This window comes from Streptomyces sp. NPDC028910 (genome assembly GCF_055564955.1).
On record NZ_JBVHVF010000009.1, the window covers coordinates 179,403 to 191,509 of the forward strand.

Below are 12,107 nucleotides of genomic sequence, written 5' to 3' on the forward strand. Positions count from 1 at the left end.
GGCCGGGGGTCGTTAGGGCCTGGGGGGTTGACTCGGGGGCGAAGGGATGACGGTATGCGGCAGTTTCCTCTGGAGATGCACCACGTGGCACCCGGACGGGTGGTCGAGTGGCGGCTCAGGTCCACGGCGGCGGCGGAGGCCGGCGGCACGCGTGACCCGGCGAGCAGGAAGGCGTCCTTCAACCAGGACAAGCACTTCACCGTCGCCGAGGAGAGCAGGGCCGCCGACGACCCGGTCGCGTCCTGGGTCGCGGTCACCTTCGAAGTGGACGGCGCGCTGGACGAGCAGGCCCTCGCGCAGTCCCTGCTCTCCTTCGTCCAGCGGCACGAGGTGCTGCGGTGTGCCTTCCGCCGTCTCGCCGGGCAGCTGGCCTGCGAGCCCTTCGACCCGGCCGAACTCGCCCTCGACGCCCAGCACGTGGGCACCTTCGACACTTCCGACCTGCTGCGCGACTTCCTCGTCGATCGGTTCAAGCGCAGCATCGACACCCTCTCCTGGCCGCTGTTCATCATGGGGGCGGTGCTCCGCGAGGACTCCGCCACCGTCTACCTCGCCTTCGACCACATCGTCTGCGACGGCATGTCGATGCCGATCGTCGTCCGCGAGGTGCTGACCTCCTACGAGGCCCTGTGCCGGGGCGAGGCCGTGGAACTACCGCCCGCCCCCAGCTACCTCGACTTCGCCGACGAGCAGCGCCGCCGCTACCTCTCCATCGACGCCCGCGACGAACGTCTGGACTACTGGAAGGCCTTCATCGGGCGGGGCGGCGAGTTCTTCCCCCGTTTCCCGCTCGACCTCGGTGTCGAGCCCGACCGGATGTACCCGATCGTCAACGAGGCCTCACCGCTGCTGGACGCCGCCGAGGCGGAGGTATTCGAGAAGACCTGCCTGACGGCCGGCGGCAAGCCGTTCATGGGGGTGCTCGCCTCCGTCGCCGTGTGCCTGCGGGAGGCCGGCGGGCCCGGCGTCTACCGCGGCCTCATGCCGGTCAGCGAGCGCGGCCGGGGGGCCTGGACGAACTCGGTGGGCTGGTTCGTCAACACCATGCCCATCGAGTTCGACGCCTCGCCCGGCCGGGACTTCGCCCAGGTCATGGCCTCGGTCCGGGCCGGCTTCAGCGAGATGATCAGTCATGTCGACGTGCCGTTCGTCCGGGCGTGGGAGCTGTTGGCGCCCGAGGAGTTCGCCGCCCGCTCCTGGCCGTATCCGGTGAACTTCTTCTCGTACATCGACATGCGCAAGTTCGAGGGCGCCGAGCGCCACGACGAGTGGCGGCCCACCACCCACGTGTGGTCGGCGCGCGCCAACGGGGCCTGTTCCTGGTTCCAGCGGGACGCGGACGGGCTGCACATGAACTCCCTCTACGTCGACACCCCGGCGGCCCGACGGACCATGGGCGGCCTACAGGAGGCGCTGCGCCTCACGGTCCAGGAGATCGCCCGCTCGGGCGGCTTCCGCCGGCCCATCGCGCTGACCTCGCCGCGGCGGCCCGTACGGACCCCGCTGGACGTGGCCGCGTACGCGACGCGCCGCCGCTGAGCCGGGCGTTCCGCGGCCTCAGAGGCGGGCCGCGCGGCGCAGGAGCAGGGCGCGTTCCCGCGCGTTGCGGGTGAGGGAGGCCGCCCGCTCGAACTCCGCGCGGGCCTCCTGCTGCCGGCCGAGCCGCTCCAGCAGGTCTCCCCGTACGCTCGGCAGCAAGTGGTAGGCGCGCAGGGCCGGTTCCCGCGCCAGGGCGTCGACGAGCGGCAGGGCGGCCTCCGGTCCTTCGGCCATCGACACGGCGACCGCGCGGTTGAGTTCCACCACGGGTGACGGGATCAGCAGGACGAGCCGCCCGTACAGTGCGGCGATCGTCGGCCAGTCGGTGTCCTCGTAGCGGACGGCGGCCGCGTGGCAGCCGGCGATCGCGGCCTGGAGGGAGTACGGGCCGCTCCCCGCCCGGCTCAGGGCCTGGACTCCCCGGCGGATCAGCATGCGGTTCCACTTGGCCCGGTTCTGGTCGGCGAGCAGTACGGGCTCCCCGTCGGGGCCGGTGCGGGTGGCGATCCGGGAGGCCTGGAACTCCAGGAGCGCCGCGAGGCCGTGCGCCTCGGGTTCCTTGGGCACCAGGGCGGCCAGGAGGCGGGCCAGCCGCAGGGCGTCCTCGCACAGGGCGGGGCGGACGAGGTCGTCGCCGGCGGTGGCCGAGTAGCCCTCGTTGAAGACGAGGTAGATGACCTCCAGGACCGAGGAGAGCCGTGCCTCGCGGTCGGCGCCGTACGGGACCTCGAAGGGCACCCCGGCCTTGGCCAGCGTCCGCTTCGCGCGGACGATGCGCTGGGCGACGGTCGGTTCGGAGGTGAGGAAGGCGCGGGCGATCTCCTGGGTCGTCAGTCCCCCCACGAGGCGCAGGGTGAGCGCGATCCGGGCCTCGGTGGCCAGGACGGGATGGCAGGAGGTGAAGATCAACCGGAGCAGGTCGTCGTCGATGTCGTCCGGGTCCGCCGGTTCGCCGGACGGCGCCGCGTCCTCCAGGCTCCGGCCGACCTCCGCGAGCTTGCGCGCGTACGTCTCCTTGCGGCGGACCAGGTCGATCGCGCGGTGCTTGGCGGTGGCCATGAGCCAGGCGCCCGGCCGGTCCGGGACGCCCGCCTGCGGCCACTGTTCCAGCGCGGCGACGAGGGCGTCCTGCGCGATCTCCTCGGCGATGCCGACGTCCCGGACGATGCGCGCGACACCGGCGATGATCCGCGCGGACTCGATCCTGAACACCGCTTCGACCGCCTGGGCCGTACTCGCTGCCGTCACGGCCACCCATCAGAGCAGCCGTGACGAGGCAGGGCAAACGCGGCGCGGTCTTCGCGCGAGGATCACATCTCCTGGATCTCCCGGACCTCCGCGCTGACGTTCCAGTGCGCCGGGTGGATCTCCAGGAAGCGGCGGGTCCACTCGATGGCCTCGGCCTTGTCCTTGCACTGGGTGAGGGAGTACCCGCCGACGACCTCCTTGGTCTCGGTGAAGGGACCGTCGGTGTAGCTGATCTTCCCACCGGACCAGCTGAGCCGGGTGCCTTCGGCGGTGGGCAGCAGGCCGGCCGTGTCGAGCATGACGCCGGCCTTGGTGATCTCCTCCAGGAGGGCGCCCATCCGCTGCTGGAACTCGGCGGGGAACTCCTCGGGCGGCAGGTTCTGCTCGTCGATGCGGATCATCGTCAGGAAGCGCGGCATGGTGACTCCTCGGTCGGGTGGACGGGGGCTTCCCCCGCCTCTCACCCCTGCGTCGAACGGGAGGCGCCCGGATCGACAGCTCCCGGGAAATTCTTCAGAGAATTTCCCGGGGCGGCCACCGGACCACCGGAGCGGACCTGGACGGACCTGCCCGGCCGGTTGCGCGACCCCCGTCAGCGGCTGTCGCCCACCCAGTCCCAGTGGTCCGGGTCCGCCGCGCGGCGGCGGTAGTGGGCACGGCCGCCCGCCCCGTAGCGCCCTATCTCCGTCGGGAGGCGGGCCTCTTCGGCGAGCTGGGGCGCGCTCCAGGCGGTGACGTCGAGCAGGAGCCCGTCGAGGGGGCCGCCCACGAGCTCGCCGTAGACGTGGCCGGGGCGCGGGCCCGGGTCGGGGTCGTCGTGGTCGGCGCCGTAGACCCGGCGCCGGAGCATCCTGTCGTCCATGGCACTCAGCTTCACAGGCGGCACTGACAACGGGCGATGATGGTGGCCGCCTCCCCCGGTCGCGGGCGCAGGGGCGCGCACGAGCGAGGAGCGGTACGCATGGCACGTCGGGTACACCAGCCACTGGAGGACCAGGAGTTCGACTTCATCCTGTCGATGACGTCGGGACCCGTTCTCGCGTACTTCTGCGGCAGCTGGCCGAAGGCCGTGGAGCCGTGCCGCGCGATGGACGCGCTCGTCGGCGAACTGACGCAGGAGTACGGGACGCGGTTCACCGCCGTCCGCACCGACATGACCCGGTGCCCCGGGCCGACCAGGCGCTACGGCGTGACCGGCGCGCCGACCGCGGTGCTCATCAAGGACGGCGAGGCGGTGGCGAGCCAGGCCGGGCCGATGACGCGCGAGGAGTTCCGGGCGTTCCTGGACGCCCACGTCTGAGCCGCGCCATCGGCCGGCCGCAGGCGGCTCGGGCCCCGGACGCGCCGAACCCCGCCGGGCGGACCGGCGGGGTCTCGTTCACGGGCGGGGCTCGTGAAGCGGTCTAGCTGAGGGGGACCACCCGCTCAGCCTGGGGGCCCTTGGGGCCTTGGGTGACGTCGTACTCGACTCGCGCGTTCTCTTCCAGCGACTTGAAACCGGTGGTCTCGATCGCGGAGAAGTGCACGAACACGTCGGGGCCGCCGTCGTCCTGCTGGATGAAGCCGAACCCCTTCTCCGAGTTGAACCACTTCACGATGCCTGTTGCCATCTGGCTGATCCTTCTCAACGTTCCACTGCGGGCCGCACACGCGGCCGTCTCGATCCTGCCCAACGGTCCCCCACAGCACACGCTGGACGCGGCCAACCGTGGCGCGGCGCGCATTCGAACTTATGGTCGCCTTGTCCGTGAAAAGGGGGAGCGGGCCCTTATGCGACGGCTCGGCGCGGTCCGCCGACCCGGCAGCCGAGGCAGTCGGCGTGACCCGTCCGGGCGACGGTGTCCCGGGTGCGCCAGTCCCAGTCGGCTTCCGGCCGGGGGCCGCTCGGCTTGCCCCACCCGGCGAGGTGCAGCAGCCAGGTGACGATCCCGGCCACGGCGACGACGCCGAGGCCGAGCCAGATCCCGGGGGCCCAGGCCGCGCACACGGAGATGCCCGCTCCGGTGAAGCCCAGGAGGGCCAGGGTGGTACCGGTCCAGCCGGCCACCGTGTGGCCGAGGTCGACGTGGCCGTGCGCGCTCATGGTTCTCCCTGGTCGGAGGGACGGCAGTAGGCTCGGAGGCGAGAAACTTATTTGGTGAGGTAAGCATCTCACTTGCTAAGTAATTTAGATGCTAAGGAGTATCTGTGTGGAGGGCAAGACCCGTCCCCCGGCCACGGCCGCGGAGGCGATGGCACGCATGGACCAGTTCGTCGCCCTCGGCATCGTCGGCCAGCAGGAGGTGGCACAGCGGCTCGGGCTCAACGTCACCGACCTGACCTGCCTCGGCCACGTCCTGGGCGCCGGTGACACCCCGCTCGCCGCCGGCGACCTCGCCGAGCTGCTGGACCTCACCACCGGCGCCGTCACCGGAGTGCTCAACCGCCTCGAACGCGCCGGGTACGCGCGGCGCCGGCCCGACCCCGCCGACCGGCGCCGGGTGCGGGTGGTGGCCGACCCCGAGGCCGCCGCCCGGGTCGTCGCGGTCTACCAGCCGTTCTACGACAGGCTGGGCGCCCTGTTCGCCGACTACACCCCCGACGAGATCGCCGTGATCGCCGACTGGTTCGAGCGCGCCTCGGCCGAGGTCCGCGCCCACTGCGCACAGGTGCGGTCGGGGGCGCCCGCTCCCGGAGAACCGGACGCCGGGAGGCCGTAGCGCCCGCTGGTACCATGGGCGGTTGACCATCTTCTTCCTTGCTTCGAAAGGTCCTGCATGAGGAACCCGTCAGTTCACGGACGCTTCGGTGTGAAGGGCGGTGCCAGGGCCGCGGCCAAGTCCGGCGGCAAGACCCCCCGGAGCATCGGACCGCAGGGCGAGTTCACGATGCACGAACCGAAGAATCCGGCGCTGGCGCCGGTGGAGTCGTTCGCCGAGCTCGACCTGCCCCTTGAGCTGGTGACGACCATGGCCTCGCTGGAGGTCAAGGAACCGTTCCCCATCCAGGCCGCGACGCTCCCGAACGCGCTGGCCGGCCGCGACGTGCTCGGCCGCGGCCGGACCGGATCGGGCAAGACCCTCGCCTTCGGCCTGGCGCTGCTGGCCCGCACCGCGGGACAGCAGGCGGACCCGAAGCGCCCGCTGGCGCTGGTCCTCGTACCGACGCGCGAACTGGCGCAGCAGGTGACCGAGGCGCTGGAGCCGTACGCGGCGGCGCTGAAGCTGCGGATGGCCACGGTGGTCGGCGGGCTGTCCATCGGCCGGCAGGTGAGCGCGCTGCGCACCGGCGCCGAGGTCGTCGTGGCCACCCCGGGGCGGCTCAGCGACCTGGTCGGGCGGCGGGACGTGCACCTGGAGCGGGTGAGGATCACCGTGCTCGACGAGGCCGACCAGATGTGCGACATGGGCTTCATGCCGCAGGTCACCGAGATCCTGGACCAGGTGCACCACGCGGGGCAGCGGATGCTGTTCTCGGCGACCCTGGACCGCAATGTGGACCAGCTGGTCCGTACGTACCTGAAGGACCCGGTCTCGCACTCCGTCGACCCGCAGGCGGGCACGGTGACCACGATGGACCACCACGTGCTGCACATCCACGCGGCCGACAAGATCTCGGCGGCGACCGAGATCGCGGCCCGCGACAACCGGGTGCTGATGTTCCTCGACACCAAGCACGGGGTCGACCAGTTCGTGAAGCACCTGCGCGCCATGGGCGTACGGGCGGAGGGGCTGCACAGCGGCAAGTCGCAGCCGCAGCGCACCCGGACCCTGGCGCAGTTCAAGAGCGGGGCCGTCACCGTCCTGGTCGCGACCAACGTGGCGGCGCGCGGGATCCACATCGACGACCTCGACCTCGTGGTCAACGTCGACCCGCCCGCCGACCACAAGGACTACCTGCACCGGGGCGGCCGTACCGCCCGGGCCGGCGAGTCCGGCAAGGTCGTCACCCTCGTCACCCCGAACCAGCGCCGGGACATGGTCCGGCTGATGGCGGACGCCCGCGTCCGGCCCACGATCACGCAGGTGCGGTCCGGTGAGGCGGCGCTGAGCCGGATCACCGGCGCGAAGGCACCCTCCGGGGTGCCGCTGGCCGGCTCCGCGCCGACCGACGCCAAGGGCAAGCCCTCCGGATCGGACCTGGGCTTCCGTGGCATCGGCACCCGGCCCGGCCGGCCGGGCAAGGGCAAGGAGTCCCGCAAGACGCTGGAGGCCCGGCAGCAGGCCGAGGCGCGCCGCGCGGCCCGGGTGCGCCGGGGCGTCTGACGATCCTCGTCGCCACGGCGGCGGACGGGCGCCGGTCCGGCGTCCTCAGGGGGTCGGCGCGGATGGCGTCGCGCACGCGGCGGCCCGGGCGGTCGTGAGGCGTCCGCCGCGGAGCGCGCCACGGCGGCGCAGGCGCTCGGCGGCGGTGTTGCGCACGCGGCGGGTACGGGCGCCGGCGGCGAGCAGGCTCAGGGCCTCGTACGAGGTCGGGGACTGGGCAGCGGTGCGCTGACACCAGTCGGACGCGGCGGTGAGCTCCGCGGCGGACCAGGGCTCGCCGCGGGTGATGGTCCTGAGCAGGATCCACTCCCGCAGCCGGCGCTCGGGGAAGGCCCGGCCGGCGAGCGCGGAGGCCATGGCCCGGGCCCAGGCGGGGAACCCGTCGTCGGCCAGCAGCCGCGCCGCCCGGCGGTCGAGGTGGGTGACCACCGCGCTCTCGGCCATCACCGGGTCGGGGTCGCGCAGCACGGCGGCCACGGCCTCGGCTTCGGCGCTGCCGCCCGGCGCCAGGGCCAGGGACTCCAGGTGACGACCGTAGCGCCAGTGCTCGGGGGGCGTGGCCGCGTCCGCGGACCGGATCCGCGCCGGCGTGCCGGTGGCGGGTTGCTGCTTGCTCTTCCCTCTCCCCATGGCACCCATTCCACACGACCTCCGTGAACGGCCGGCGGCCAGGGTGCCCTCAGGGCGTTCTCAGAGGTGACGTGCCCGGGCCGTCCCAGCGGGCTTCAGCCCCGCCAGGGGGTCCCCCCGGACGGAGTCTGGGGGAGTTTGAGGCGCGGGGTCTGGGCGGAGCCCCAGCAGCGGCGCCGCAGGCGCGCTACAACCCCGCGATCACCTCGGCCGCGGCCCGGCCGCAGACCCGGGCCGCGCCCTGCGTCGCGATGTAGGGCGGTAGCCCAGGTGAGTCGCGGGCCCGCGAAGAGCGCCCGGACAGGGCCTGGGACGCATGCGGGGCAGTAGGCCTCGGCGCCCGGCTCGCGAAGCGGAGGGCGAGGGTACGCCCCGACGTCGCGGCCGGCGGGAATGCGGAGAGCCGGGCCCTCGGGCGATCCGGGTACGGCGACGCGCCGGCTCTCCGCTCCGCGGGTCAGTCCTCGCGCGTCCCGCCGCCGGGGCGGGTCTCGTACGCCTCGTATCCGCCGGCCCCCTGTCCCGTCTCCTGCTCCGGCTCGGGCAGCGGAGCGCCGGTCTCCAGGAGGGTCTTGAGGCTCGACGCGAGCATCGGCCAGGCGCGCCCGCACATGCCGATCAGGGTGCCGCCGGGCGTGAAGCCCTCGTGCAGGATGGTGAGCCGCGCGAGGGTGTCGCCGACCGGCTCGATCTCGTACGTGACCTTCGTGCGCCGCTCCTTCGCCAGTTCGGCGCGCAGTTCCTCGTCGATCCCGACCGCGGCCGCCCACTGCGGGGTGAAGGTGTGCCAGGTGTAGGAGAGCCGCCGGTCCGGGACGCAGTCGAGGACCACCTGCTCCGGGTCGCTGATGCGGGTCCCGCGCTCGACCCAGTTCATCGCCGAGCCCACCGCCCAGTCGGTCTCGAAGCTCAGGCCCCAGTACCGGCGGGTGAAGGCGGGTTCGGTGAGGGCCTGCCAGACCCGGGCGGGATCGGCCTGGATATACAAGGTGTAGGTGATCGCACTGTCGCTCATGGCCCCATGCTGCGGGACCGCGGACCTCGGATGCCGGATTTCCCGAACACGGCGGTGGCCGTCACCAGCGCACGCCCTCCTCGGGGAGCTCCGTGGGCGCAGTGCGGGTGGGCGCGGGGAGGGAGAGACGCGCCCGGGCGGTGTGCACCGCCGCGAGCTCGTCCACGCCGGCCGGACCCCAGTCGCTCAGTTCGCGGACCTGTTCGGGGGTGGCCAGCAGACGGGCGTACGCCGGGTCCGCGGCCGGGGGGAGGCCGGTGAGGCGGGCCGCGACGCGGACGTGGGCGCCCTGGCCGCCGCAGCGGTAGCCGAGCGGGAGGAGCCCTGCGGTCGAGCCGGCCGTCGGGGGCGGGAGGTGGGCTGCCCCGGTGGCCCGGGCGATCAGGAGCAGGACCCGGCCGTCGGGGGCGAACAGCCAGGCCGAGCGGTCCCGTACGGGCAGCTGTACGGGGACCGGACCCGAGTGCCAGGCGCCGTGCTGCGGGATCCGGCGGGTGCGGAGCACGCCGAGCCGGTCGAGGGCGGTCGGCGCCGTGGGGCGGCCGTCCTCCAGCAGGGCGGTGCCGCAGCCGTTGATGCGGGCGCGCAGGGCGGACATGGCGCGGCGGGCGTCGCCCGCGTCCATCAGGGCGGGCAGGTCGGCCGGCTCGGCGAACTGGATGCCCGTGATCTCCTGGGCCGGGAGGCGGACGGCGTCGATCCGGTCGGGGGTCCAGGTGCCGCCGTCGTAGACGTGCAGGATCTCGCCGGGGAACCGCATCTCGGGCGGGAAACCGGGGGTGTCGGCCGGGATCCAGTCCACGGCGAGGCCGCGCGGGTAGCGGCCGTCGACACCGAGCTCCTCGCGCAGCTCGCGGGCGGCCGCGGCGGACGGCGCCTCGCCCGCGTCCACGGCTCCGCCGGGGAGCAGCCGGTCGGCGCGGTAGTCGACGCTCTGGATGAGGATCCGGCCGTCGGCGTCGGTGACGAGGACGACGGCCGCGGTCCATACGGCGGCCCGCGAGGCGCCGTACTCCTCCGGGGTCATCCAGGTTCCCGCCCGCTGCTGCTCGTCTTCGTCGATCGCGGCCTGGTCGCTCGCGCCCTGGTCGGTCAGCTGCGGCATCGGGACTCCGTTCACCGTGGGTGGACCCGTCGGCTGTGCAACAGCGGGCGCGGCCCCGGGGTTACGGCGGCCCGCGCACCGGGGCCGACGGCCCGCCTTTGCCACTCCTATACCTCCTTATTACTTGGTTATCTCTCCCTTGGTACGTTCCGCAGGCGGACTGGCGGCCTGAAAACCGCCGGTCCGACCAACGTCGGACACCGCACCGCACGGCACCGCGCGGCACTGCAGCTTCAGCCGCAGCCGCACCCGCACCGCCCCGAGGAGAGCCCCACCCATGCGACGCGCTTCCCCCACGGGCACCCGGCGGGACACCCGAGAGCGGCGGACCGCGGCGCGTCTCGGTGGCGTGGCGTGAGGGGCTCCGGCAGGCTGGCCGCGATCGACGCCGTGCGCGGGATCGCCGTCCTCGGCATGTTCGCGGTGCACGTCGGCCCCGGCCCCCGGCCCGAAGGCGCCGGATACCTGCTCGTCGCGGCCGACGGACGCGCCCCGGCGCTCTTCACCCTCCTCGCCGGTTTCTCCCTGGTCCTCGCCCAGCGCGGCACGGACCCGGCGCGGGGGCCCGACGGCTGGGCGGAGCGCTGGCGCCCGCTGCTGATCCGCTGCGCCCTTCTGGCCGTGCTCGGCGTGTGGCTGGCCTCGTTGTGGCCCGGGATCCTGGTCATCCTGGCCTTCTTCGCCGTGTACTTCCTGGCGGCGGAGCCCTTCACCCGGCTCTCCACCCCGGTGCTCACCGCCGTGGCGGGCGGCTCCGTGGTGGTGGGCCCGCTGCTGTCGTTCCTGCTGGGTCCGGTGTTCGGGTACGCGGCGTCCGGACGCGGGCTGGTCCCCGAGGCGGCCGATCTGACCGGTTGGTCCGGGCTGGGCTCGGTGCTGTGCGAGCTGCTGCTCACCGGGGCGTATCCGCTGGCCACTTACTTCCCGTACGTCCTGGCCGGGATGGCGCTCGCCCGCTTGTGCGACGTGCGGGAGCGGAGGGCGGCCCGGAGCATGGCCGTCTGGGGCACGGCGGCCGCGGTCGCCGGATACGGCTCCGCCTGGCTCGCCGCCCATGTGTTCGGCACCCGGCAGCGGCTACTGGAAGCGATAGCCGTCCATCACCCGGAGGCGCTGGCCGCCTCCGACCCCGTGCGGGAGGTGCTGCGCGGGCAGTACGGCGCCGTGCCGAGCACCTCGTGGGACTGGCTGCTGGTGGCGGACCCCTACAGCCAGACGCCGCTGGAGACCCTGGGCAACGCGGGCGTGGGATGCGCCCTCATCGGCCTCTGCGCACTCGCCGCGCGCCACGGGGCGGGCGCCCGCCTGCTGCGGCCGCTCGCGGTGCTCGGGGCGATGGCGCTGAGCGCGTACGTCGTCCACGCGCTGGTGCTGGCCGGCCCGGCCCACGGCGCCGCGTCCTGGTCCGCGTGGATCGCCTTCAGCGGCGCGGCGCTTGCCCTGACGTGGGCCTGGCAACGGATCTGGGCCGACAGCCCGCTGCGCCGGGGCCCGCTGGAACACGCGCTCCGGCTGGCCACGCAGGGCCGGAGCCGGGGGTAGGCGGGGGTAGGCGGGCCTATCATCACCTATCCGTGTCACGGGTTCGGCTCGCGGGGTGCCCGTACGGCAGGGTGAGCGGATGCAGCTGCGCCGGGCCTTGCCCCTGACCCTTGCCGCGCTCCTCCTGGCCACCGGATGCGTGACGGTGCGTCCCACCGCTCCGCCGTACGCGCCGCACCGGGCGCCCGCGGCCGCCGACCCGGAACCCCAACGCACGCCTCCCGCCTGGCCGTTGGGCCGGCTTCCGACTACGGCGGAGCCCGCGGCCACACCGCTCGGCCCCGAACCGCTCTCGGCCCCGGTCCCCGTCTCGGTGCCGGTCTCGGCTCCGGTCTCGGTGCCGGTCTCGGCTCCGGTCTCGGTGCCGGTCTCGGCTCCGGTCTCGACTTCCAGGCGGCCGACCGCAGTTGACCAGTCGCACCGGCCGCGCCGGGCCAAACCCGCGCGGCCCGCGCAGCAGGCGAAGCCGGCAGCCCCGGCGAAGCCCCGCAAGCGCTCTCCGACGCCGGCGAAGTTCCGGCCCACGCCGCCGCACGCGTACGACATGGCCTCCCTGTGCGAAGCGGCCCGGGGCACGGTGCCTCCGGCCATCGTGGCCCTGTGCCGCTAGGCGGTTGTTCAGGCGGCCATACCCTCGGAGCCGCAGGACGATTCGATTTGCACTTCGTGGCGGCCGGTCAGCCGGCCGCGGCGGTGCCGGTCGGCGACTGACGGCGCCCGGGCCAGCCTGGCCGCCGCAGGGTGCGGCCGGTCTCCGCCGGCCCCCGCCGGCACCCCGAAGGCC

At 73.8% G+C, this 12,107-nt stretch carries 14 protein-coding genes; 6 read left to right on the forward strand and 8 right to left on the reverse strand.

What is annotated here, in order from left to right; all coding sequences use genetic code 11:
- The first annotated feature begins 54 nt into the window (after positions 1 to 54).
- Positions 55 to 1,539 carry a condensation domain-containing protein gene (locus ACZ4TV_RS14625; RefSeq protein ID WP_468134399.1) on the forward strand — a complete coding sequence of 495 codons (1,485 nt, stop codon included), beginning with the start codon at positions 55 to 57 and terminating at the stop codon, positions 1,537 to 1,539.
- An 18-nt stretch (positions 1,540 to 1,557) separates the two neighbouring features.
- On the opposite strand, the gene ACZ4TV_RS14630 is transcribed toward ACZ4TV_RS14625, so the two are convergent.
- From ACZ4TV_RS14630 to ACZ4TV_RS14640, 3 genes are all read right to left on the reverse strand, one after another.
- Complete coding sequence (locus tag ACZ4TV_RS14630; protein ID WP_468134401.1) at positions 1,558 to 2,793, reverse strand: RNA polymerase sigma factor; 1,236 nt, start codon at positions 2,791 to 2,793, stop codon at positions 1,558 to 1,560.
- 56 nt (positions 2,794 to 2,849) lie between these two features.
- Entirely contained in the window at positions 2,850 to 3,206 is a 357-nt protein-coding gene (locus tag ACZ4TV_RS14635; RefSeq protein WP_468134403.1) for a YciI family protein, read from the reverse strand.
- 173 nt (positions 3,207 to 3,379) lie between these two features.
- Positions 3,380 to 3,649, reverse strand: coding sequence for a hypothetical protein (locus tag ACZ4TV_RS14640; RefSeq protein WP_468134405.1), 270 nt, complete (start codon positions 3,647 to 3,649; stop codon positions 3,380 to 3,382).
- Between the two features lie 99 nt (positions 3,650 to 3,748).
- On the opposite strand from ACZ4TV_RS14640, the gene ACZ4TV_RS14645 reads away from it, so the two are divergent.
- Complete coding sequence (locus ACZ4TV_RS14645; RefSeq protein WP_468134409.1) at positions 3,749 to 4,087, forward strand: thioredoxin family protein; 339 nt, start codon at positions 3,749 to 3,751, stop codon at positions 4,085 to 4,087.
- Positions 4,088 to 4,190: 103 nt separating this feature from the next.
- Here the strand turns inward: ACZ4TV_RS14645 and ACZ4TV_RS14650 are convergent, their stop codons facing one another.
- Positions 4,191 to 4,397, reverse strand: a complete 207-nt coding sequence (locus ACZ4TV_RS14650) for a cold-shock protein (RefSeq protein ID WP_468134411.1) — start codon at positions 4,395 to 4,397, stop codon at positions 4,191 to 4,193.
- Between the two features lie 158 nt (positions 4,398 to 4,555).
- Positions 4,556 to 4,870 carry an HGxxPAAW family protein gene (locus ACZ4TV_RS14655; RefSeq protein WP_468134413.1) on the reverse strand — a complete coding sequence of 105 codons (315 nt, stop codon included), beginning with the start codon at positions 4,868 to 4,870 and terminating at the stop codon, positions 4,556 to 4,558.
- Positions 4,871 to 4,976: 106 nt separating this feature from the next.
- Between ACZ4TV_RS14655 and ACZ4TV_RS14660 the strand changes: the two genes are divergently transcribed.
- Together ACZ4TV_RS14660 and ACZ4TV_RS14665 are read left to right on the forward strand one after the other, a co-directional pair.
- A complete protein-coding gene (locus ACZ4TV_RS14660; RefSeq protein WP_468134415.1) occupies positions 4,977 to 5,486 on the forward strand; it encodes a MarR family winged helix-turn-helix transcriptional regulator in 510 nt (169 codons plus the stop codon).
- Between the two features lie 57 nt (positions 5,487 to 5,543).
- Positions 5,544 to 7,031 carry a DEAD/DEAH box helicase gene (locus tag ACZ4TV_RS14665; RefSeq protein ID WP_468134417.1) on the forward strand — a complete coding sequence of 496 codons (1,488 nt, stop codon included), beginning with the start codon at positions 5,544 to 5,546 and terminating at the stop codon, positions 7,029 to 7,031.
- A 45-nt stretch (positions 7,032 to 7,076) separates the two neighbouring features.
- Here ACZ4TV_RS14665 and ACZ4TV_RS14670 read toward each other — a convergent pair whose 3' ends face one another.
- From ACZ4TV_RS14670 to ACZ4TV_RS14680, 3 genes are all read right to left on the reverse strand, one after another.
- Positions 7,077 to 7,661 (reverse strand): hypothetical protein, encoded by a 585-nt coding sequence (locus tag ACZ4TV_RS14670; protein ID WP_468134419.1) that lies wholly within the window; start codon positions 7,659 to 7,661, stop codon positions 7,077 to 7,079.
- A gap of 457 nt (positions 7,662 to 8,118) precedes the next feature.
- Entirely contained in the window at positions 8,119 to 8,676 is a 558-nt protein-coding gene (locus tag ACZ4TV_RS14675; RefSeq protein ID WP_468134421.1) for an SRPBCC family protein, read from the reverse strand.
- 61 nt (positions 8,677 to 8,737) lie between these two features.
- Complete coding sequence (locus ACZ4TV_RS14680) at positions 8,738 to 9,781, reverse strand: NUDIX domain-containing protein (RefSeq protein WP_468134423.1); 1,044 nt, start codon at positions 9,779 to 9,781, stop codon at positions 8,738 to 8,740.
- Positions 9,782 to 10,135: 354 nt separating this feature from the next.
- Here ACZ4TV_RS14680 and ACZ4TV_RS14685 point away from each other — a divergent pair, with 354 nt between their 5' ends.
- Both ACZ4TV_RS14685 and ACZ4TV_RS14690 read left to right on the forward strand, forming a co-directional pair.
- Positions 10,136 to 11,323 carry a DUF418 domain-containing protein gene (locus ACZ4TV_RS14685; RefSeq protein WP_468134425.1) on the forward strand — a complete coding sequence of 396 codons (1,188 nt, stop codon included), beginning with the start codon at positions 10,136 to 10,138 and terminating at the stop codon, positions 11,321 to 11,323.
- A gap of 55 nt (positions 11,324 to 11,378) precedes the next feature.
- Positions 11,379 to 11,933: a hypothetical protein gene (locus tag ACZ4TV_RS14690; RefSeq protein WP_468134427.1), complete on the forward strand. Its 555-nt coding sequence runs from the start codon at positions 11,379 to 11,381 to the stop codon at positions 11,931 to 11,933.
- Positions 11,934 to 12,107: the final 174 nt, after the last annotated feature.

Excerpts from the sequence above, each read along its gene's own strand:
- ACZ4TV_RS14625 (WP_468134399.1), top strand. The coding sequence starts at position 55 with ATGCGGCAGTTTCCTCTGGAGATGCACCACGTGGCACCCGGACGGGTG.
- ACZ4TV_RS14635 (WP_468134403.1), bottom strand. The coding sequence starts at position 3,206 with ATGCCGCGCTTCCTGACGATGATCCGCATCGACGAGCAGAACCTGCCG.
- ACZ4TV_RS14640 (WP_468134405.1), bottom strand. The coding sequence starts at position 3,649 with ATGGACGACAGGATGCTCCGGCGCCGGGTCTACGGCGCCGACCACGAC.
- ACZ4TV_RS14645 (WP_468134409.1), top strand. The coding sequence starts at position 3,749 with ATGGCACGTCGGGTACACCAGCCACTGGAGGACCAGGAGTTCGACTTC.
- ACZ4TV_RS14650 (WP_468134411.1), bottom strand. The coding sequence starts at position 4,397 with ATGGCAACAGGCATCGTGAAGTGGTTCAACTCGGAGAAGGGGTTCGGC.
- ACZ4TV_RS14655 (WP_468134413.1), bottom strand. The coding sequence starts at position 4,870 with ATGAGCGCGCACGGCCACGTCGACCTCGGCCACACGGTGGCCGGCTGG.
- ACZ4TV_RS14665 (WP_468134417.1), top strand. The coding sequence starts at position 5,544 with ATGAGGAACCCGTCAGTTCACGGACGCTTCGGTGTGAAGGGCGGTGCC.
- ACZ4TV_RS14670 (WP_468134419.1), bottom strand. The coding sequence starts at position 7,661 with ATGGGGAGAGGGAAGAGCAAGCAGCAACCCGCCACCGGCACGCCGGCG.
- ACZ4TV_RS14675 (WP_468134421.1), bottom strand. The coding sequence starts at position 8,676 with ATGAGCGACAGTGCGATCACCTACACCTTGTATATCCAGGCCGATCCC.
- ACZ4TV_RS14680 (WP_468134423.1), bottom strand. The coding sequence starts at position 9,781 with ATGCCGCAGCTGACCGACCAGGGCGCGAGCGACCAGGCCGCGATCGAC.